Below are 21378 nucleotides of genomic sequence, written 5' to 3'. Positions count from 1 at the left end.
GGTCAGTCCACCAGTTCCCGACCGGTCAGCCGCAGGAAGACGTCCTCCAGGGAGCCGCGCCGGACGAGACTGGAGACGGGATGGACACCGGCGGCGGAGACCCGTTCGAGGAGACGTTCGCCGCTCTCGGCGTACAGCAGGAAGCGGTCCGGCAACGCCTCGACCCGGTCGGCGAGCCCTTCGAGGGTCGCCCGCTCCATCGGCCGGTCGGCGGGGAAGCGGAGTTCGAGCACCTCACGGCTCGAGTACCGGGCGATGAGGTCCGCGGGGGAACCCTCCGCGACGATGCGACCACCGTCCATGACGACCAGGCGGTCGCAGAGCTGCTCCGCCTCGTCCATGTAGTGGGTGGTGATGATGAGGGTCACGCCGGCCTGCTTGAGCTGGTACAGCCGCTCCCAGAGCAGGTGCCGGGCCTGCGGGTCGAGGCCGGTGGTGGGCTCGTCCAGCAGCACCAGCTCGGGGTCGTTGACCAGCGCGCGGGCGATCGTGAGGCGACGCTTCATGCCGCCGGACAACGGCTCCACGTGGTCGTCGGCCCGTTCGGAGAGCCGGGCGAACGCCATGAGTTCGGTGGCCTTGCGCGCCACGTGCGCCCGGGACAGGCCGAAGTAGCGCCCGTAGACGACCAGGTTCTCCCGGACGGTGAGTTCGTTGTCGAGGTTGTCCTGCTGGGGCACGACGCCGATGCGGGCCCGGATGTGCGGCCCCTGGGCCTGCGGGTCCATGCCGAGGATCCGCAGCTCACCGCCGGAACGGGGGGAGATGCAGGAGATCATGCGCATGGTCGACGACTTGCCCGCGCCGTTGGGTCCGAGGAACCCGAACACCTCGCCGCGCTGGACCTCGAAGTCGATCCCGCGGACGGCCTCGAAGGTCCCGAAGCGTTTCTCCAGAGCCTTCGCCGATACGACGGGTGACGTCGGAAAAGCAGCATCAATCATGACTTTGGGAACATCCTCGGCTCGGTCGCTCCGTGATCAGCCGTCGAACTGGCTCAGCATGACGGACTGGCTTCGGGCTGTCGTCCTACCCGGGTGTCGAGGTGCCGGAAACGTGGCTGTCGAGGATCTGCCCCACGTGCGGTGGCTCTGCCTACCGATGCTCGTCACCCCCCCTGTGCTGGCGTCGCCACGCTACTACAGGCTTCTGTCCCCCCGCAAGGAAGATCATAAATGAACCCGCAGCTAGGAGGCCTGGTGGCGCGGGGTGCTGAGCCTCGTCGATGTGGTTCGGGGGGCCTCGGAGAGGCGGTCGCCGCGCCCCGACGGACGCGGGTCCGGTGCCGGTGAACGGGAACAGCCTCGGTGGCCCTCGCGGCCACCGAGGCTGTTCCCGTCATCCCGGTCCGCCGCCGGCCGCCCGAAGGGTTCCGGGGGGGGCAGGGGACGCCGACGTCGTGTCGGTCAGGAGGTGGTGCAGGAGGCGATGGTGGGTGGGGGGTTGCTGTTGCCGTTGACCAGGAAACCGATGGTGGTCGAGGCGTTCGGGGCGATGACGCCGTTGTAGGCGGCGTTGCGGATGCTGACCGTGCCGCTGGTGCCGCTGCCGCTGCCGTTCCAGATGTTGGCGATGGTCTGCCCGCCGGCCAGCGTCACCTGCACGGTCCAGCCGCTGGTGGGGGTGGAGCCGGTGTTGGTCACCGTGACCTCACCCTGGAAGCCGCCGCTCCAACTGCTGACCGTGCGGTACGTCGCGGTGCAGCCGCCCGGCTGTCCGGTGGGCGGTGGCGTGGTCGGGGGAGCGCTGGTCGGCGGGGTGGTGGGTGGCGTGGTCGGCGGGGTGGTCGGCGGAGCGCTGGTCGGTGGCGTGGTGGGCGGCGGGGTGCCCGTCCCCGGCACCGTGGTGGAGGCCGCGTTGAGGGCGTTGAGGACCGAGGTGTACGCCGGCTTCGGGTTGCTGTTGCGGTCGAACAGCAGCGGGTTCTCGTTGCCCCGCCAGGAGTCGCTGTCCCGGATGCCCCAGGTGGTGATGCCGACGCAACGGGGGACGTTCATGCACGCCTGGGTCAGTCCGGCGTACTGGCTGGTCGAGGCGTTGGTGACGTCGACCTCGGTCAGCGCCACGTCCACCCCGAGGGCGGCGAAGCTGGACAGCGTCTGCTGGAAGTTGCCCGGCAGTGAACTACCACCGGTGAAGTGGGTCTGCAGACCGACGCAGTCGATCGGCACACCCCGGGCCTTGAAGTCCTTGATCATGTTGTAGACGCCCTGCGTCTTGCCGTACGACCAGTTCTCGATGTTGTAGTCGTTGTAGCAGAGCTGGACCGAGGGGTCGGCGGCCCGCGCGGTGCGGAACGCCACCTCGATCCAGTCGTTGCCGGTGGCCTGGAGGTTCGACGACCGGCGGCTGCCGTTCTCGGCGAACGCCTCGTTGACCACGTCCCAGGCGTAGAGCTTGCCCTTGTAGTGGGCCATCACGCCGTTGATGTGGCTGATCATCGCCTGCCGCAGGGCGCTGCCGCTCAGGCTGCCCCAGAACCTCGGCTGCTGGGCGTGCCAGGCCAGGGTGTGGCCCCGGAACCTCATGCCGCGCTCGGTGGCCCAGTTGTAGATCGCGTCACCCCGGCGGAAGTCGAACTGCCCGGGGTTGGGCTCGGTCGCGTCGGGCTTCATCTCGTTGACGGCCGTCATCATGTCGAACTCGCGGCTGGCGATGTTCAGGAAGCCGGAGTCGCTGAGCCGGTCCGACCCCATGGCGGCGCCGAAGTACCGGCCGCTGCGTTCGGCGGCGGCCTTCAGGGTGGTCCCCGGCGGGCCGCTGAGATCGGCGTGGGCGAAGGTGGCCATGGTCACCGAGGAAGCGGTGATCACCAGGGCGCAGACGCCGCCGACGAGCAGCCGGACGCGGCTGCGGGTACGGCGTCCCGACGGTGTTGGTACGTCGTTCATGTATGTGTTTCCTCCTCGGCCTCGGCGGGAGACGTTGCCGTGGGTGGCCCGTCCGGTCGGTGCCGTCCGACGGCTGCCGGCCGGTCGTCCGGGGGCGCCCACCGGTCCGGGATTCCGCAGACCACCTGCCGCCTGTGCGCTGTCCGGGGCGGTCCCTGCGCTGCCCCGGACTCGATCCGGGAGCGGGCAGGGTGCACCCTCCCCCGGACACTATATCGATTTTCATCTATCAGCAACGGGTCGCCCCCCTCCCGGGTGACGGGCGGTGGACGACGGCGGTGCACCGGGGGCCTCAAGCGGGACTCGACGCGTGCACCCGGCCGTATTCGAGTCCGGCCTGGCACCGTCCGATCCGAGGAACCGGCCCGGGCCGGCCGCGATGGGAACTCCGACACGGCCTAGGAGCTAGACGGTGGCGAAACTACAGGCGAACCGGTACACCCTCACGTCGACCCACGACACGCTGACGCCACTGCGCATCGCCCGGTCCGCGATCGCCGGCACCGACGCCGAGGAGGCGGAGTTCACCCGCTGGTTCGACGGTCAGCGGTCCCGCTTCGCGATGGCGGTGCGGCGGGTCGAACTGGACGCCCTCGTCGGCTGGAGCACGGTGCCCGGCACCGGCGACATCCGGCACGACAGCGGGAAGTTCTTCCGCATCGAGGGGCTGGAGGTGCACTTCCCGAACCGGCCGGTGAAGTCCTGGCAGCAGCCGATCATCAACCAACCCGAGGTCGGCATCCTGGGTCTCCTGGTCAGGGAGATCGGCGGAATCCTGCACTGCCTGGTGCAGGTCAAGGGAGAGCCCGGCAACCACCGTGGCCTGCAACTCTGTCCGACGGTGCAGGCCACCCGCAGCAACTACACGAAGGTGCACGGCGGCGCGTCGGTGCCCTACCTGGAGTACTTCCGGGACACCGCCCGGCACCGGGTGCTCGCCGACGTACGGCAGTCCGAGCAGGGCGCGTGGTTCCGTCAGAAGCGCAACCGCAACATGGTGATCGAGGTCGACGGGGACGTCGAGCCGCTGGCCGGGTTCCGCTGGATGACGCTGGGGCTGATCCACCGCCTGCTCCGGCGCGAGGACCTCATCAACATGGACTTCCGCACGGTGCTGTCCTGCCTGCCGTTCGCCGGTCCGGACCTGGACTCCGTCCTGCCGGCCGGGGAGGGCGACCCGCGCGCCGCGTTGACCGCCTCCTGCGACGAGCGCAGCGGCAGCCTGCACGCGATGTCCGACATCCTGAGCTGGATCACCGAGGTGCGTACCCGGACGGAGGTGTCCACCCGGGAGGTGCCGCTGGGCGGACTGCCGCAGTGGCACCGCTCGCCGGAGAAGATCTCCCACCACAGTGGCCTGTTCTTCGACGTGATCGGCGTCGACGTGCGCAGCGGGGGGCGCGAGGTGGACGCCTGGATGCAGCCGATGATCGCCCCGGTCGGCACCGGTCTGGTCGCCTTCCTGGTCACCCGTCTCCTCGGCGTGCTGCACGTGCTGGTGCACGTCCGTGCCGAGCCGGGCTACCTGGACGTCGTCGAGCTCGCGCCCACGGTGCAGTGCACCCCCGACAACTACACGATCCTGCCGCCGGCCGCCCGGCCCCCCTTCGTCGACGAGGTGCTCGGGGCGGCCCCGGACCAGGTCTGGTTCGAGACCCTGCTCTCGGAGGAGGGGGGCCGGTTCTACCACGCGCTGAACAGGTACATGATCGTCGAGGTGAGCCCGGGTGCGGGCTTCGAGCACCCCGACTTCCGCTGGCTCACCCTGCACCAGTTGGCCGACCTGCTGCGGCACAGTCACTACGTCAACGTGCAGGCCCGCAGTCTGGTGGCCTGCCTGCACAGCCTCTGCGCGGGACGCCCGCGGTGAAGGCCCGCGAACTGGCGGTGGCGGGGGCGTTCGAGTTCCGGACGACCGGGTTCCCCGACGAGCGGGGCATGTTCACCACGCCGTTGGACACCACGGCCTTCCTCGCCGCGGTCGGCCGGCCGCTGTTCCCCGTCGCCCAGGCCTGTGTCAGCAGGTCCCGCCGCAACGTGTTCCGCGGCGTGCACTACACCCAGGCCCCGCCCGGCCGGGCCAAGTACGTGTGGTGCGCGCACGGCAGCTGCCGCGACTACGTGATCGACCTGCGGGTCGGCTCGCCCACCTTCGGCCGGTACGAGGTCGTCGACCTCGCCGGGGACTGCGCCCGCGCCCTGTACCTCCCCATCGGGGTGGGCCACGCGTTCCTCGCCCGCGACGACGACACGGTCATGTCGTACCTGCTGTCCGGCGGGTACGTGGCGGAGCGCGAGCACGGGCTGGACCCGTTCGACCGGGACCTGGCGCTGCCCGTCCCCACCGGTCCGGAGCTGCTGCTCTCCGACCGCGACCGCGCCGCGCCCACCCTCGCGCAGGCCCTCCGCCGGGGGCTGCTCCCGGTGTACGCGGACTGCGTCCGGGCCGAGCGCGCCGCACCAGCCTGACCCGCCGGCCGGCGCGCTGGCGGGCCGGCCGGACAGATCCCAGCGTCGTTCCCGGAAGGTTGCCATGAGCACAGACCAACTCCCGCCGCGAGAAGCCGTCCACTCCCCCGTCCACCGCCTCTCCTCGCTCACCGGCCTGCGGTGGGTGGCGGCCATGATGGTGTTCGCCACCCACGCCGCCTTCCAGCCCGGCCTGCTGCCGTACACCGAGACCACCGAGACCATCAAGGCGGTGGTCAAGATGGGCGGTTACATCGGGGTGGGCTTCTTCTTCGTGCTCAGCGGGTTCGTGCTGACCTGGTCGATGCGGGACGACGACACCGCCGGCCGGTTCTGGCGTCGCCGCTTCTTCAAGATCTATCCCAACCACCTGGTGACGCTCCTGCTGGCCGTCGTGGTGATGGTGGCGAGCGGCCGCGAGCTGGTCGGGCTGGTGCCCAACGTGCTGCTGCTCCAGGCCTGGTGGACCGATCTGGACGTCGCCTTCGGCATCAACGACGTGAGCTGGTCGCTGTCGGTCGAGGCGTTGTTCTACCTGTCCTTCCCGCTGCTGATCCGGTGGATCCGCAGGATCCGGCCCGAGCGCCTCTGGTACTGGGCGGGCGGGGTGATGCTCGCGGTGCTGTGCGTACCGGTCGTGGCGAAGCTGCTGCCCGACGAGCCCCAGGTGTGGTGGGAGCCGATGTCGGCGCTGGAGTACTGGTTCATCTACGTCTTCCCGCCGGTGCGCATGCTCGACTTCGTGCTGGGCATCCTGCTCGCCCGGCTGGTGATGACCGGCAGGTGGCCGCGGGTCCGGGTGTGGTGGGCCGTGGTCGCCTTCCTGGCCGGGTACGCGGCGGCGTCGGTGCTGCCGACGGGCTTCGCGATGGTGTCCGCCACGATCGTGCCGCTGGCCTTCCTCATCCCGGCGGTGGCGGCCCGCGACATCGCCGGCCGTCCGTCGTTCCTCGGCGGCCGGGTGATGGTCTGGCTGGGTGACATCTCCTTCGCCTTCTACATGCTGCACGAGCTGGTGCTCTACAACATGTATCCGGTCTACGGCCCCGACTTCAGGCCGAACGGCTGGCAGTCGCTCGGCCTGCTGACGTTCGGCCTGTCCGCCACGATCCTGCTCTCCTGGGCGCTGTTCCGCCTGGTGGAGCGCCCGATGCAGCGCCGCTTCTCGGTCAGCCGGCGACGGGTCGACGCGGTGGTCGGTGGCGGGACGCCGACGGGTCGGTAGCGGGACACCGACGACAGGTGCGGGCGGGACCGTCTCCGGTCCCGCCCGCACCGCGTCCGGTCGGGCTACTCCCGGACACCCACGAAGAGTCCACGGTGGAACAGCTCGGTCAGCACGAACTCGACCCGGCAACCGGCCCGGGCGAACGCGTCCTCGTACTGGTCCCGGGTGAACAGTGCCAGCCGGTGCACGTCGGTCAGGTGCCGGATGCCGGTGGCGTCCGCGCAGAGGTAGTGCTGCGTCATCCGAACCGCGTCGCCGTCGCGCACCGAGTGGGAGATCCGCGACACGGTCCGACTCCCGTCGCGGGCCAGATCGGCGGCGACGTACCCGGGGACGAAGGTGTCCGGGAAGACCCACGGCTCGACGATGACCACCCCACCGGGTACGACGTGCCGGGCCAGACAGGCGAGGGTCCGGTCGAGTTCCGCCTTGTCCGCCACGTACCCGATCGAGCTGAACATCAGCGTGGCGGCGTCGAACGTGCGGCCCAGGTCGAAGTCCCGCATGTCGCCCTGGTGCATGGGCACCTCCGGCAACCGGTGCCGGGCGATACGGAGCATGTCCGGCGAGATCTCCAGACCCTCGGCGCGGGGGAACGACTCCCGCAGGTGACGCAGGTGGCCGCCGGTGCCCGAGGCGACGTCGAGCAGCGATCCGGTGCCGGCGTGCCGGGCCTTCACCAGCTCCGCCAGGAACGCCGCCTCGACCGCGTAGTCCTTGCCCCGGCTCCGGTAGATCAGGTCGTAGACGTCGGCGAACTCGGTCTCATACATGGTTTCCTCCCAGGGTCGGTACCCGGCGACGGTGCGCCTCGGTGAGTTCCACCAACCGGGTCACGAGGTCGTTCGGGCTCGGCTCGGCGAGCACCTCCCGCCGCACCCGCGCGGCGCCCTCGGTGAACTCCGGATCCTTCAACAGCCGCTCCAGGCTGTCGCGCAGCACGTCGGCGGTCAGCGCGCCGCGGTCGAGGGTCAGCCCGGCCCGGACCCGCTCCACGGCCTGACCGCGCAGCGCGTCCCACGGGTCGGTGAGCATGAGCTGGGGGACGCCGTGCACCTCGGCGGTCGACCTGGTCCCGCTTCCGCCCTGGTGCAGCACCACGGCACAGGTGGGCAGCAGGTCGTTGAGCGGGACGAAGCCGACCGCGCGTACGTTGTCCGGCAGCTCGACCCCGGCGATCACCGCCGGGTCGACGGTGGTCACGATCTCCGCGTCGAGATCACGGACCGCGTCGAGCAGGTCGCCGAGGGAGACCGAGCCGAGCACCTCGTCGAGTGTGTCGACCGGCTGGCCGTCGGTACGGCTGGTGAGGCCGAACGTCAGGCAGACGCGTGGCCGCGACGGCGGGGTACGCAACCAGTCGGGCACCACCGCCGGGCCGTTGTACGGCACGTAGCGCACACCCGTGGTGTGCACCCCCACGTCGAGCCGCATGCTGGGCGGCGTGATGTCGATCGTCCACTGGCCGGTGACGAGTTCCTCGTCGAACCGGCCGCCGTACCTCGCCAGACACCCGTCCAGCCATTCGGCGGTGGGGTCCTGACGGTGTGCGGCCGGCAGCTCCCGGGAGAGCCGCAGCAGCTCCTGACGGGCCCGCAGCGCCCCGTCGGGGCCCCACACGAAACGGGCGTGCGCCGCGCCGGACACCCGGGCCGCGACCGCCCCGGCGAAGGTGAACATCTCCCAGATGACCAGGTCCGGCTGCCAGTGTCGGGCGTACGAGACGAGTTCGTCGGTCAGCCGGTCGCTGTTCATCGTGGCGTACATGACGCTGCTGGCGACGGTCTCCAGTTCGAGCAGGCCGGGAAGGGTCCACGCGCGCGGGTCCTGGCCGGTGTAGTCGAAGTCGCGGACGAGGTCGAGGCTGCCCGGGAAGGCCTGGCCGAGCAGTCCGTACACCCGGGGGTCGGCGTCGGTCGGCCCGGACCGCTCGACGGCGACCGCGGTCAGCCCGGCCTGGGTGACCGTCTCGGCCAGTTCGGCCGGGCCGACCACCCGGACCTCGTGTCCCGCCGTGCGTAGCGCCCAGGCCACGGGCACCAGGGAATAGAAGTGGGTCGGTGCGGCGAAGCAGGTCAACATCACCTTCATGCTCGGCTCTTCTCTGTCGTGCCCGCCGGTACCCGTACCGGGAGCTGGAGCACCCCTGCGGTGACCGGCGCGTGCAGCCGCCGCAGCGCCGGCCCGGTGGGCGTCGGCGCGGCGAACCGGCGGACCAGCGCGGTGAGCCCGGCGGCGGCCTGCGCCCGCGCGGCGGGCAGCACCAGCTCGCCGGGCCACGAGGGGAGCAGTGTCGCGGGGCCCGCTCTCCGGTCGGGATCGAAGTCGTCGGGGGCGGTGAACACCGCCGGATCGCGGTTCGCGGTGTGCAGCAGGACCGCCACCTGGCTGCCCGCACTGATCCGTCGGCCCTCGATCTCGGTGTCCGCCCGGGTCACCAGGAGCTGCACCCGGATCGGCGGGCTGTGCCGCAGGGTCTCGTCGACCAGGGCCGGGGCGGACGTCGGGTCCGCCGCGAGCGCGGCCCACCGCCGGGGGTCGGCCACCAGCGCGGCCAGCGCGTTGCCGAGCAGGTCCGCGGCGACCCGGACGCCGAGCAAGGCGAGGACGAGGTACGGCTGCCGGCCGGCGACGATCTCGCGGACGGTGGCGACGGCCGCCAGCATCCGTCCGGTGGCCTCCGCGCCCTGCGGGCAGAGCATGGCGTCCAGCACCAGCCCGGCGTCCGCCTGGCAGCCCGCCAGCCGGTCCCGCTGCGCCGGGGAGAGGTCCACCAGCTCCGCCAGCATGGCGAGGCACATCCGGGCGGTGATGTCGGCCAGGTCGACGTCGCCGGTGCGGCCGGTCAGCTCGCGCTCGCAGGCCTGCCGCAGCTCGTCGTGTCGTCGGGCCAGCGCGGCCGGGCCGGCGACCGGGTCGGTGAGCGCCCGCAGTCCGTCCCGCTCGCCGAACGCCAGCGCGAGGTCGTCGGCGGTCAGCGGCATGGCCGGCACCCCGGCGGGCCGCCAGTCGAGCAGGCCGGGTTCGTACGCGGGGTCCGCCAGCACGGCCGCCGCCACGGGGTGCCGCGCGACCACCCAGGTGCCGGCGGCGCTGCACGTCACCGGCCCACCGGCCCGCAGGCGCGTGGCCAGCCCCGCGGGGTCCTGCTCCTGACCGCGCAGCAGGTCGGCGAAGGGGTCACCCTGGGCGGCCCGGAGCCACTGGATTCCCCGTACGAGTTGCATCCGGCGGCGTAGGCCACCATCAACCGACATGTCGACGTCCTCTCCTGGGCGAACACCTGCACCACTGCCGCAGCGGACGCTACTAGCGTCGATTCGAATACGGCTAGAAGTGGCGGGTGCCTCTGTTCCGGAGCGGCCATCACATTCTTCGACCATTTCCCGATAGCAATTCCTGAGATTTGTCAAGGCGGCGGGTCATGTGCGGCCGGGAGGCAATTGAACTAGCGTGTCCCTGTCACGCGCACTCGCGCATTTCAGGCTCCCTGGAGGGGTATATGTCGCCTGATGCAATTCTCACGAAATCCGAGGCGGAACCGGGTGCGGCCCCCCGGGGGCACCGTACCGGAATCGCTCTCGCGATCATCGTGTCCTGCCAGTTGATCCTCACGATCGATCTCATGATCGTGACGGTCGCGCTCCCGTCCATCGGCGCGGACCTCGGTTTCTCGGAGACCGGCATGGCCTGGGTGGTGAACGTCTACGGGCTGGCCCTCGGCGGCCTGATGCTGCTCGGCGGTCGAATGGGTGACATCTTCGGCCGCCGCCGCATCTTCATGACCGGTATCGCGCTGTTCACCGTCGCCTCACTGCTGGGCGGTTTCGCCACCGCGGACTGGTGGTTCCTCGGTGCCCGGGCACTCCAGGGGGTGGGCGCGGCCATGGCCATGCCGACCACGCTCGCGCTGATCCTCAGCCTGTTCCCCGAGGGGGCCGGGCGCACCAAGGCCATTGCCACCTCGGCGGCCGCGAGCAGTTCCGGTGCGGTGGTCGGGCTTCTCCTCGGTGGCGTACTGGCGACCGGACTGTCCTGGCGCTGGGTGATGTTCGTCAATGTGCCGGTCGGCATCCTGGTATTCCTGCTGACGCCGGTCTTCATCGCCGAACAGGCAAGGATGCGGGGTCGTTTCGACGTGGCCGGCGCCGTCACCTCCGCGCTGAGCGTCGTGCTGCTGGTCTACGGTCTGTCGAATGCCGGGCACGACGGCTGGTCAAACTGGACGACGGTGGTGGGACCGATCATCGGCGGTGCCGTCCTGTTCGCGGTCTTCATCGCCGTGGAGAGTCGGGCCAGGCAACCGATCATGCCGCTGCGGCTCTTCTCGGACCGCAACCGGGTCACCGCCTACCTGTCGGCGGTGCTGGTCACCGGCAGCATGATCGGGATGTCGTTCTTCCTCACCATGTTCGTCCAGGGGCCGCTGGGTTTCAGCCCGCTGATCGCCGGGGTGTCGTTCCTCACCACGGGCTTCGCCCTGGTCTTCACCTCGGTGGCGGTCACCGCCGTCCTTCCCCGGATCGGCGAGCGGTGGATGACGTTCCTCGGGGCGCTGGCGCTGGTCGTCGGCTACCTGTGGCTGGCTGACATCTCCCTGGACAGCGGCTACTGGGGTGCCATCTTCGGCCCGCTGGTGCTGGTCGGCGCGGGGATGGCCGCGACGCTCATCCCCGCCACCGAGATGGCCGGGGCCGGCGTCACCTCGCACAACTACGGTGCGGCGTCGAGCACGTACAACACGATGTTGCAACTGGGTGGCCCGTTCGTCCTCGCCGTCCTGGTGACGGTCTACGGGACGGCGAGCCGGACCGCGACCGGGAACGCACCGGCGGGCCTCACCCCGGAGGCGCGCGACCACTACGTGTTGACCGAGAGCATGTCCCCGGGCTTCGTGGCAGCGGCGATCGTCGCCGCGGTGGTGGCGGTGACCAGCCTCTTCATCCGGTCCACCCGGCGAGGTGAACAGCCGGCCGGCGCGGTCGCCGCCGACTGAGAGGTGCCCTCCGTTCCGCCGAAGGGTGCCACCCGTTCCGCTCCCCGCTCCCGGTCACGGGGAGCGGGGAGCGCCGGGGAGCGGAACGGGTTCCTGGGCTCAGAGCCGCTCCAGCACCTCCCGCAGCGCCGCGATCACCTTGTCCTGGATGTCGATCGACAGCGAGGGGTACATCGGCAGGGAGAAGATCTCGTCGGCGAGCCCCTCGGTGACCGGCAACGCGCCGCGCCGGTCCTCCAGGTGGGAGAAGCCCGACATGGTGTGCACCGGCCAGCGGTAGCTGACGTTGAGGGAGATGCCGTAGGACTCCAGCGCGGCGAGGATCTCGTCCCGGCGCGGGTGGCGCACCACGTAGACGTAGTAGACGTGGTCGTTGCCGTCGGCCACGACCGGGAGCTGCAACCCGGTGCCGGCCAGGCCGTCGGCGTACCGGGCGGCCACCGCCCGCCGGGCGGCGATGTAGCCGTCCAACCGGCGCAGCTTGCCGCGCAGGATCTCGGCGTGCACCTCGTCCAACCGGCTGTTGTGCCCCGGGGTCTCCACCACGTAGTAGCGCTCGGCCATCCCGTAGTAGCGCAGGCGGCGCATCCGTTGCTCCACCGTGTCGTCGCCGGTGAGCATCGCCCCGCCGTCGCCGTACGCGCCGAGGACCTTGGTGGGATAGAACGAGAAGGCGGCGGCGTCACCCATGCCTCCGGCGACGCGCCCGTGGTGCCGCGCGCCGTGGGCCTGCGCGCAGTCCTCCAGGATCGCCAGGCCGTGCTCCGCGGCGAGCCGTTCCAGCGGTGCCATCTCGACACACTGGCCGTACAGGTGCACCGGCAGCAGGCAGCGGGTCCGTTCCGTGATCGCCGCGCCGACCAGCGAGGTGTCCATGAGGTAGTCCTCGGCCCGGATGTCCACGAACACCGGCACGGCGCCCAGCGCGTCGATGGCCACGATGGTCGGTGCCGCGGTGTTCGAGACGGTGATCACCTCGTCCCCGGGCCGGACGCCGAGCGCCTGGAGGGCGATTTTGATCGCGTTGGTGCCATTGTCCACGCCGACCGCGTGCGCGACCTGGTGGTAGGCGGCGAACTCGCGTTCGAAAGCGCGCCCGCTCTCCCCGAACACCAGGCGGCCGGAACGGAATACCCGGTCCACGGAAGAGAGTATTTCGGCGCGCTCTTCTTCGTATTCCTGCACGTAGTCCCATACGCCAGTGGCCATCGATCCGCCTTGCCTTCCCGACCGTGGATGGAATACCAGCAGTTGTAGCCGGGGCGGCTCGACGACCGGTCGTGTTTTACTCGCGCATCGTGGCGGACAACGACCCTGGACTATTTTCCGCGCCTTTCCTATATTCGAGTCGCGCCGACCGCGCCGGTTGTCGTGTCGAGTGGACTGGGGAGGCGGATTGTCGCCGGACGACGGAAACAACGGGTGTGTCGCCGTGCTGGGCGGCACCGGATGGGTGGGCCGGCACGTCTGCGACGCCTTCGCCGCCCGGGGGTACCGGGTCGTCGCCCTGGCGCGCGGTCCGGTCCCGGGGATACGGCACGACGCGTTCGTCCGGCTGGACCTGGCCACCGCGACACCCGGCACCATCGCCGGGATCCTCCGCGCCGAGCAGGTGGACGTGGTGGTCAACGCCACCGACGCGGCGAACGCCACCGACGGCTGGGAGCACACCGAGGAACAGTTCGCCCGGGTCAACGTCGAGGTGGTCCGCCATCTGCTCACGGCGGTCGCCGCGCTGCCCCGGCCGCCGCGCCTGGTGCACCTCGGCACCATCCACGAGTACGGCACGGGGGAGCCCGGCGTCGCGATCGACGAGTCGGTGGCGCCGGAACCGGTGTCGGGGTACGCCCGGACCAAGCTGGCCGGCTCGCGGCTCGTCCTCGACGCCGCCCGCGCCGGACGGGTGGACGGCGTGGTGCTGCGCGCCGTCAACGTCTGCGGTCCGTACCCGTCCCCGGTGAGCCTCCCCGGCAAGCTGCTGCGGCTGCTCGACGAGGCCACCAGGACGGGCCGGATGGAACTCGGCGTCGCACCGGACCGGCGGGACTTCGTCGACGTCCGCGACCTGGCCGACGCCACGCTGCGCGCCGCCGGGCGGCCCGGCCTGCGGTGCGCGGTCAACATCGGCAGCGGGACGGCGGTGGACATGCGGTCCTTCGTGACGCTCTTCGTCACCAGCGCCGGCTATCCGGCGTCGATCCTCGTCCAGCGGCCCGCCACCGGGTCGAGCCTCGGTGGCGCCTGGATCGAGGCCGACATCCGGCGGGCGGGGACGCTGCTGGGCTGGGCTCCCCGGATCCCGCTCGGACGGTCGTTGCGGGAGATGTGGGAGGCCTACCGGGCCGGCTGACCTCCCGTCGGGCGGGTCACCCCAGGTGGACCTTCGGCGTGTACAGGATCCACCGACCACCGGCGGCACGGAACGCCTGCTCCTTGGCCATGATCTCCTCGGCGTGGTTCCAGGCGAAGAGCAGCAGGTAGTCCGGGTAGGGCGGGCGGAACTCCTGGGCGGGGCGCACCGGCAGGTGGGCGCCGGGGGTCAGCCGGCCCTGCTTGGCCGGGGTCGTGTCGAGGACGTACGCCACCAGATCGGGGGTGATCCCGCAGTAGTTGGTGACGGTGGCGCTCTTGGCGGTGGCCCCGTAGGCGGCCACCGTCCGGCCTTCGGCCCTGAGCCGGCGTAGCAGGGTCACCAGGTCGTGCCGCACCTCACCGACCGCGGCGGCGAACCGCTGGAGGGTCGTCAGGTCGGCGAGCCCCGCGTCCGCCTCCTCGGCGAGGAGGTCGGCGACGGCCGGGGCGGGGGTGCGCCGACCGGCCCGGGCCAGGGTGTACCTGACCTCGCCGCCGTGCACCGGCAGCCGCCGCACGTCGACCAGCTCGAATCCGAACCGTTGCGCCATCGCCGCGACCGACCGGGCGGTGAAGAGGTAGAAGTGCTCGTCGTAGATCTGGTCGAAGGAGGTCCGGGCGACGATCTCGCCGAGGTACGGGTCCTCGAAGACGAACACCCCGTCCGGTGCCAGCAGGGCGTCCACCCCCTGGAAGATCGATTCGACGTACGGGATGTGGCACATGGTGTTCGCCGCGTAGATGACCTGGGCCGGTCCGTGCTCCGCCCGGATCCGGGCCGCCGAGGACGCCTCGAAGAACTCGCCGAGCACCTGGATGCCCTGCATCCGGGCCAGTTCCGCGACGCTCGCGGACGGTTCCACCCCCAGGTGCCGCACGCCGGCCTTGTCGATCGTCCTGAGCATGACGCCGTCGTTGCTGCCGATCTCCACGATGAACGGGTCGGGGCCGGAGAGTTCGGTGGCCAGCAGCTCCTGGGCGGTCTTCTCGAAGTGCTCCCGCATCACCGCCGAGCCGGACGACACGTAGGGGTACGCCTCGTGGAACATGCGTTCCCGAGGCACCTCCTCCATGAGCTGGACCATCGTGCAGTCCGGGCAGAGGCCGACCGCGAGCCGAAAGAAGAACTCGTCGGTGGCGTCGTCCGGGGCGCGGAAAGCATCGGAGAGCGGCTGTTGTCCGAAGTCGATGAACTCGGTCGGTGATCCACCACAAACTCGGCATTTGATCATGGGCGATATCGTATGGGATTCGACATTAGAATCGCTTGAGAATGGCTCGTACGCGGCCCGGAAAAGCCGATCGGCGCAGCATCGGTTTCCGCCTTTCGAAGGCTTGGGAATGTGCGGTAACGTGGCGACCCTCGCCGGCGGGAACGGCGGTCGGCTTGATCGACATTCAGCAAACGGGAAACTGGGAGTGGGAATGGTCCGATCGGGAAGAGACCCGGACGGCGGGGCGGGGGACGGGACCGGTTTCGCCACGCCGACGAACGCGGCACGTCCCCGGGTGCGCTGGTGGTGGCCCGGTGGGGCGGTCACCCCGGCCGGGGTGGAACGCGAACTCCGTACCCTCCGCGACGCCGGGTTCGCCCGCGCCGAGATCGCCCTGCTCCCGATGGGCCTGCCCGCCGCCGTCGACCCCGACGCGGTGCGGACCTGGGGAACCCCCCGGTTCACCGGGAGCGTCGAGACCGCGCTGCTGGCCGCCCGGGCGTGCGGGATGCGCCTCGACCTGACCATCAGCCCGGGGTGGCCGCTGGCCAGCCCCGCCGTCACCGGCGACCGGATCGGGCTCGCCCAGCGGAAACTCGTCCAGGGCTGCCGGACGGTGGCGGCCGGCGAGGCCGTCGACGCGGTACCCCCGCCCGAAGGCGACCCCACCACCGACGACCGGCTCGTCGCGGTGACCGCCGCCCGGATCGCCGACCCGGGCCGGAGCCCGGCGGGGTCGGTCCTGCTCGACGAGGCGTCGGTGGTCGACCTGACCGGTCACCTGGCCGACGGCAGGGTGCGCTGGACCGCGCCCGCGACCGGCGCCTGGCTGGTCTTCAGCTTCTGGTCCCGGCCGTCCGGGCAACGCTCCCTCGTGGACGCGGGCCCCGCCGACGCACCCGTCATCGACCACTTCTCCCATCCGGCGACGACGGCGGCGATCGCCCACCTCGACCGGCACGTCCTGCCACCCCGGCTGGACCCGCTGTTGCGCCAGGCGGCCGGGGACATCTTCGAGGACTCGCTGGAGATCGCCGTCGACGGCGAACTCTGGACCGCCGCGTTGCCGGCGGAGTTCGCCCGCCGCCGGGGCTACGACCTGACGCCCTACCTGCCGGTGCTGCGCATCGAGGGCCTGTACCGGTTCGACTGGGCCACCCTGCGCAAGGGCACCAACCCGGAGAGTCCGGCCGGGTACGACCTCCCCGGCGGGCTGGGACGTCGGATCCGGCACGACTACTACCGGACGCTCAACGAGCTGTACGTCGACCACCACGTCGGGCCGTTGACCCGCTGGGCCAACAGCCGGGGGCTGAGCTACCGGGCGCAGCCGTACGGCAACACGATCGACCACGTCGAGGTGGCCGGTGCCGTCCAGGTGCCCGAGAGCGAGGACCTGGTCAACTGGATCGCCGCCGGGGGCATGACCGACGGCGTCGCCGCGTACGACCGGGCCGTCGACTTCCACCGGGGCATCGCCTCCGGCGCGCACATGCGGGGCGCTCCCGTGGTCTCGTTGGAATGCTGCGCGGTGCTCGACGCCGACTACCAGACCGGCCTGGCCGAGCTGAAGCGGCACGTCGACAGCGCGTTCAGCGGCGGGGTGAACCAGGTGGTGCTGCACGGGTTCCCCTACTCGGACGTCCCCGGCGCGGCCTGGCCCGGCTGGGCGCCGTTCTCCAACGACAGCTCCCCGGCCGTGTCCGACGCCTGGGGGCCGCGCCAGCCCATGTGGCGGCACATGCGGGCGTTCACCGACTACCTGGCCCGGGCGGCGGCCGTGCTCCGGACCGGCCTGCCCCGCGTCGACGTGGCCTTCTACCGGCAGGCGTACTGGTGCCTCTCCTGGCCGCAGGTGACGGCCGGCAACCTGGCCGACGCGGGCTACACGTGGGGCTTCCTCAGCCCGAGCCTGCTCACCGCCGACGCCGCCGTGGTCCGGGACCGGCGGCTGGCCCCCGGGCACGCCGGCTACCGCGCCCTGGTGGTCGACGACGGGCCGGCGATCGAGCCCGACGCCCTGGAACGGCTGCACACCCTGGCCGTCGGGGGCCTGCCGGTCGTCGTCGTCGGCACACCCCCGGACCGCGCCCGGGGGTTCCACCAGGCCCCGCGCGCCGACGCGGCCGTCGCGCGCCGCGCCGCCGACCTGCTCGCCCTGCCCAACGTCCGCCGGGTGGCCACCCAGGACGACGTCCTGACCGCGTTGCGGCACCTCGGCGTGTGGCCCGACGCCCTGCTACGGGACGCGACCGGCGTCCTGCCGGTGCACCGGCAGGACGCCTCCGGCGACTACTACCACCTGTTCAACTCGGGGCGTTCCCGGGCCCGCTTCACCGCCGCACTCCGTGGTCGCGGCGCGGTGCGGATCCTCGACCTCTGGGCCGGGACCTCGCACCCCGTCGACAGCACCGGGGACGACGACCGTCGTACGGTGGCGCTCGACCTGGCCCCGGGTGAGGCGACCGTGGTGTTCCTCGGGACGGGGCCCGGGCTGGACGCCGTGCCGGTCACCGTCCCGGCTCCCACCGTGCCGACCCGGCAGCGGTGGTCGCGGGAGCTGACCCGGTGGGATCTCGACGTGCAGGACTGGCAGCCGGGGGGAGTGCGGACCCGTCGACTGGGCGACCACCCGACCGGGGACTGGCGGACGACCCGCGACCTCGAGGACGTCGCGGGGGTCGGGACCTACCGCACCACCGTGCTCCTCGACGACGACGCCGATCACGACGTCGACGCCGTGCTGCTCGACCTCGGCCAGGTCGCGGGCACCGTCCAGGTCGAGGTCAACGACCGGCGGGTGGCCGGCGACTGCGTCGGGGTCGGCACCCGCGACGTGCTCCCCCACCTGCGCCGGGGCGTCAACACCATCACCGTCGAGGTCGCCACGACGCTGGGCAACCGGCTGGTCGCCCTGGGCCGGACGGAGGCGGACACCTACGGGCGGTTCGCGTCCCGGAGCCCCCGTCCGGCGGGTCTCATCGGCCCGGTACGCCTGCGCGGCGTGTCGGTGTGACCCGACCCGTCCCGGTCCGGGGCCGACCCGTCCCGGACTGGGACCGAGCTGGCCCGGACCGGGACGGGTGGCGGGTGCCGGTGGCGTTCAGCCACCGTAGAAGGTCTCCGGGTCGACCTGGGCCAGCGGTACCCAGTCCGGGTCCGGTGGCGGGGCGATCTCGGTGGGCGACATGCGCAGTTCGATGGCGAGTTCCGGCCGCTCGTCGACCCGCTGGGACAGCGCGTAGATGGTGGCCAGGACGTGCACGCAGGGACGCCGCCGGCTCCGGCAGTCGCACTCGGACACCAGTTCGTCGAGCCGGATGCCGACACTGATGCCGTGGTGCCGGAACTCGCCGTCGAGGGTGTCCGGGAGGTCGCCCGGGGCCAGGCCCCGGTTGTCAGCCATCGCCTTGGCGATCAGGCGTTTCGCCTCCTCCTGGACGTCGGCGGGCCAGGGCGGCAGCTCGATGCGGACCCGGTTGCCCACCCCGGACACCACCACGTCGGCTTCGAGGTGGCCACCGGTGGCCGACAGGGTGACCGCGTGGTTGCGGGCGAGGCTGCGGGCCTTCGGCAGCAGGGCGTTGGGGCCGGCCGAGGCCGTCGAGGCGACCGTACGGACCCAGGACCGGCCCCAGGGGGTGGCGCCGAACTCTGCCGGGATCAATGGAACGCTCCTAGGTCGAGGTCGAGCACCTCGTGCAGCTCGTCGTCGGACAGCTTGGCGAGGGCGGCCTCGGTGTCCCCGGAGACGATCTCCGCGAGCCCCCGCTTGCTGTCGTGCATCTGGGCGATGTGGTCCTCGATGGTGCCGCCGGTGACCAGGGTGTAGACGTTCAGGGTGCGTTGCTGGCCGATCCGGTGGGCCCGGTCGGTCGCCTGCTCCTCGACGGCCGGGTTCCACCAGCGGTCGTAGTGCATGACGTGGGTGGCCCGGGTGAGGTTCAGGCCGAATCCGGCCGCCCGGAGGCTGAGCAGGAGCACGGGCGGGGCGTCGTCGTCCTCCTGGAACGCGTGCACGAGCCGGTCGCGCTGGACGGCGGAGAGGCCACCGTGCAGGAACGGGACGGGGCCCACGCCCAGGCTGTCGCCCAGGTGACCGGAGAGCAGCTCGCCCATCGCCCGGTACTGGGTGAACACGAGCGCCCGGTCGCTCTCGTCGACGATCTCGGCGAGCATCTCGGTCGCCCGGTCGAACTTGCCGGACCGCCCCGGCTGGGCGGGACCGTCGCGCAGGTACTGGGCGGGGTGGTTGCAGATCTGCTTGAGGGCGGTCAGCAACGCCAGGACCCGCCCGCTGCGCTCGATGCCGGCGCCGAGACCGTCGGAGAACGCGCGGTCCACCGCCTCCCGGTAGAGCCGGGCCTGCTCGTCGGTCAGCGTGCAGACCATCGTCGAGTACTGCTTGGGGGGCAGTTCGGCCGCCACCTCGGCCTTCGTCCGGCGGAGCAGGTGCGGCTGGACGATGGTGTTGAGGGCGGCGGCGGCGGTGGCCGAGCGTCGTTGCTCGATCGGGGTCACGAAACGCTGCCGGAAGCGGGCGCGGGTGCCCAGCAGGCCGGGGTTGGTGACGTTGAGGATGGACCAGAGTTCGTCCAGCCGGTTCTCCACCGGGGTGCCGGTCATGGCGATCCTCGACTGGGCGGACAGCGCGGACGCCGCCCGGCTGGCCAGCGCCTCCGGGTTCTTGATCTGCTGTGCCTCGTCGAAGACGACCACGTCCCAGTCGGTCTTCATCAGCGGTTCGTCCCGGCGCAGCACCGGATAGCTGGTGATCACCACGGTCCCGGGCTGGTAGGTGTCCGGGAGCTGTCGCCCCGCGCCGTGGTAGCTGATCGTCGGGGTGCCCGGTGCGAAGCGGGCGATCTCCCGCCGCCAGTTGCCGATCAGGGAGGTCGGGCAGACCACCAGGTGCGGTGTGGTCGAGACGCGGGTGGCGAGCAGGCAGATGGCCTGGAGGGTCTTGCCCAGACCCATCTCGTCGGCGAGCACGCCGCCGTGGCCGAGCCCGGGCCGGGCGCTGAGCCAGGCCACCCCGTGCACCTGGTACGGCCGCAGGGTCGCCTGGATGGCGGTGCCGTGCAGCGCGGCCCGGGTGGACAGCGCCTGCCGGAACTGGGTGAGCAGGGCGGCCGCGGCGGTGATGGCGGTGCCCTCGCCGTTGAGCACGGCGTGGGCGGCGGCCGGCATCCGGGTGCCCAGCGTCGTGTACCCCTCGTCGTCGCCCTCCGGCAGGGTGGCCGCGTCCCGCCAGGCCCGGACAGACGCGCCGACCTCCGCCCGGGGGTCGAGCGTACGCAGGGCGGGCAGCGCCGCGTCCAGCTCCGCCAGCAGCACCGGGACGCTGGCCGCGGTGACCTGACCCGCCACGGGCAGGGCCAGCCGGCAGGTGCCGGGGCGGCCCGGGGGCAGCCCGTGTGCCCGGACAGCCTCGGTGAGCTGCTCGACGCCCCACCAGGCGATGGCGTCCTCGGCGGGGACGAAGGTGGCCTGCAGGGTGCCGGGTAGCTCGGTCATCGGGCGTCCCGCCGACGGCAGGGGCGCGGGGCCGGCGGTGGACGGTGCATCGGCATGGGGGACGAGCTGGGCAAGACCCACTCCTAGGACGGGGGGTGACATGATGGTTGTGGGACAGAACAGTTGCGTCACGCAATGATAAGAGGAATTATGCCCTACGGACCGGGCCGGGCCTGACCATGCGGGAGAAGACGCCGCCGCAGCACGCGGTCGACGGGTCGCTCGCCGACGAGGTGGTGCGCCGGCTACCGGACTGGATCACCCACCTGATCCAGATCAACAGCCTGGTCGCCGGCCGGATGGGCGTGGTGGTGACCGATTTCCACTGCCTGCACGCCCTCCAGCAGCACGGCTCGACCACGGCCGGGGTGCTCGCCAAGCGGGTCGGCCTCACCCCGGGCTCGGCCTCCCGGATGATCGACCGGCTCGCGGACGCCGGTTGCGTCCGCCGGGTGCCCGACCCGCACGACCGGCGTCGCATCCTCATCGAGCCGACCGACGAGGGACTCGGACGGATCAACGCGTACTACGCGGGGCTGACCGCGCGGACCCTCGACGACCTGGCCGCCTTCGACGACGACCAGCTCCGCACGCTGCTGCGGTTCATCGAGGTGTTCCAGGCGAGCGCGGCGGCGGAGGTCGACCGGCTGCGCTCCACCACCGGTCCCGCCCCCACTCCCTGAGACCGCAGGTCCACCAGCCTTCCAGGGC

General features: G+C 71.6%; 16 protein-coding genes. 7 read left to right on the top strand and 9 right to left on the bottom strand.

The features are described 5' to 3' along the window. Window positions 1-2 precede the first annotated feature (2 nt). Together O7612_RS00330 and O7612_RS00325 are read right to left on the bottom strand one after the other, a co-directional pair. On the bottom strand, window positions 3-944 hold the full coding sequence (locus O7612_RS00330) for an ABC transporter ATP-binding protein (RefSeq protein ID WP_282269377.1): 942 nt from the start codon (window positions 942-944) through the stop codon (window positions 3-5). A 462-nt stretch (window positions 945-1406) separates the two neighbouring features. Then, window positions 1407-2891: an endo-1,4-beta-xylanase gene (locus O7612_RS00325; RefSeq protein WP_282269375.1), complete on the bottom strand. Its 1485-nt coding sequence runs from the start codon at window positions 2889-2891 to the stop codon at window positions 1407-1409. A gap of 412 nt (window positions 2892-3303) precedes the next feature. On the opposite strand from O7612_RS00325, the gene O7612_RS00320 reads away from it, so the two are divergent. From O7612_RS00320 to O7612_RS00310, 3 genes are all read left to right on the top strand, one after another. Continuing rightward, window positions 3304-4761: an NDP-hexose 2,3-dehydratase family protein gene (locus tag O7612_RS00320; RefSeq protein ID WP_282269374.1), complete on the top strand. Its 1458-nt coding sequence runs from the start codon at window positions 3304-3306 to the stop codon at window positions 4759-4761. After that, a complete protein-coding gene (locus tag O7612_RS00315; RefSeq protein WP_282269373.1) occupies window positions 4758-5360 on the top strand; it encodes a dTDP-4-dehydrorhamnose 3,5-epimerase family protein in 603 nt (200 codons plus the stop codon). The genes O7612_RS00320 and O7612_RS00315 overlap by 4 nt, the downstream gene beginning before the upstream one ends. Before the next feature lie 64 nt (window positions 5361-5424). After that, on the top strand, window positions 5425-6585 hold the full coding sequence (locus O7612_RS00310) for an acyltransferase (protein ID WP_282269372.1): 1161 nt from the start codon (window positions 5425-5427) through the stop codon (window positions 6583-6585). Between the two features lie 65 nt (window positions 6586-6650). Here O7612_RS00310 and O7612_RS00305 read toward each other — a convergent pair whose 3' ends face one another. Genes O7612_RS00305 through O7612_RS00295 form a run of 3 tightly spaced genes read right to left on the bottom strand, consistent with a single transcriptional unit; the run spans window position 6651 to window position 9845 of the window. Then, entirely contained in the window at window positions 6651-7361 is a 711-nt protein-coding gene (locus O7612_RS00305; RefSeq protein ID WP_282269371.1) for a class I SAM-dependent methyltransferase, read from the bottom strand. Further along, a complete protein-coding gene (locus tag O7612_RS00300; protein WP_282269370.1) occupies window positions 7354-8679 on the bottom strand; it encodes an activator-dependent family glycosyltransferase in 1326 nt (441 codons plus the stop codon). Before O7612_RS00300 ends, O7612_RS00305 begins: the two co-directional genes overlap by 8 nt. Continuing rightward, window positions 8676-9845 carry a P450-derived glycosyltransferase activator gene (locus O7612_RS00295; protein WP_282269369.1) on the bottom strand — a complete coding sequence of 390 codons (1170 nt, stop codon included), beginning with the start codon at window positions 9843-9845 and terminating at the stop codon, window positions 8676-8678. Before O7612_RS00295 ends, O7612_RS00300 begins: the two co-directional genes overlap by 4 nt. A 167-nt stretch (window positions 9846-10012) precedes the next feature. Here O7612_RS00295 and O7612_RS00290 point away from each other — a divergent pair, with 167 nt between their 5' ends. Further along, window positions 10013-11584, top strand: a complete 1572-nt coding sequence (locus O7612_RS00290) for an MFS transporter (protein WP_348774255.1) — start codon at window positions 10013-10015, stop codon at window positions 11582-11584. Between the two features lie 99 nt (window positions 11585-11683). Here the strand turns inward: O7612_RS00290 and O7612_RS00285 are convergent, their stop codons facing one another. Beyond that, window positions 11684-12793, bottom strand: a complete 1110-nt coding sequence (locus O7612_RS00285) for a DegT/DnrJ/EryC1/StrS family aminotransferase (RefSeq protein WP_282269367.1) — start codon at window positions 12791-12793, stop codon at window positions 11684-11686. Between the two features lie 187 nt (window positions 12794-12980). Here O7612_RS00285 and O7612_RS00280 point away from each other — a divergent pair, with 187 nt between their 5' ends. After that, complete coding sequence (locus O7612_RS00280; protein WP_282269365.1) at window positions 12981-13934, top strand: NAD(P)-dependent oxidoreductase; 954 nt, start codon at window positions 12981-12983, stop codon at window positions 13932-13934. A gap of 16 nt (window positions 13935-13950) precedes the next feature. On the opposite strand, the gene O7612_RS00275 is transcribed toward O7612_RS00280, so the two are convergent. Then, window positions 13951-15168 (bottom strand): class I SAM-dependent methyltransferase, encoded by a 1218-nt coding sequence (locus tag O7612_RS00275; protein WP_282269363.1) that lies wholly within the window; start codon window positions 15166-15168, stop codon window positions 13951-13953. A gap of 193 nt (window positions 15169-15361) precedes the next feature. Here O7612_RS00275 and O7612_RS00270 point away from each other — a divergent pair, with 193 nt between their 5' ends. After that, entirely contained in the window at window positions 15362-18166 is a 2805-nt protein-coding gene (locus tag O7612_RS00270) for a glycosyl hydrolase (RefSeq protein ID WP_282269361.1), read from the top strand. A gap of 87 nt (window positions 18167-18253) precedes the next feature. Here the strand turns inward: O7612_RS00270 and O7612_RS00265 are convergent, their stop codons facing one another. Together O7612_RS00265 and O7612_RS00260 are read right to left on the bottom strand one after the other, a co-directional pair. Next, the gene (locus O7612_RS00265) at window positions 18254-18817 is read right to left on the bottom strand and encodes an SWIM zinc finger family protein (RefSeq protein WP_282269359.1); all 564 of its coding nucleotides are present in this window, start codon (window positions 18815-18817) and stop codon (window positions 18254-18256) included. Further along, window positions 18814-20667: a DEAD/DEAH box helicase gene (locus O7612_RS00260; protein WP_282269357.1), complete on the bottom strand. Its 1854-nt coding sequence runs from the start codon at window positions 20665-20667 to the stop codon at window positions 18814-18816. Before O7612_RS00260 ends, O7612_RS00265 begins: the two co-directional genes overlap by 4 nt. Before the next feature lie 179 nt (window positions 20668-20846). Between O7612_RS00260 and O7612_RS00255 the strand changes: the two genes are divergently transcribed. Next, window positions 20847-21350, top strand: coding sequence for a MarR family transcriptional regulator (locus O7612_RS00255; protein ID WP_282269355.1), 504 nt, complete (start codon window positions 20847-20849; stop codon window positions 21348-21350). The last annotated feature ends 28 nt before the right edge of the window (window positions 21351-21378 follow it).

The sequence above is a fragment of the Micromonospora sp. WMMD987 genome (assembly GCF_029581435.1).
Classification (GTDB): domain Bacteria; phylum Actinomycetota; class Actinomycetes; order Mycobacteriales; family Micromonosporaceae; genus Micromonospora; species Micromonospora rifamycinica.
This window is presented reverse-complemented; position numbering and strand designations above follow the sequence as displayed.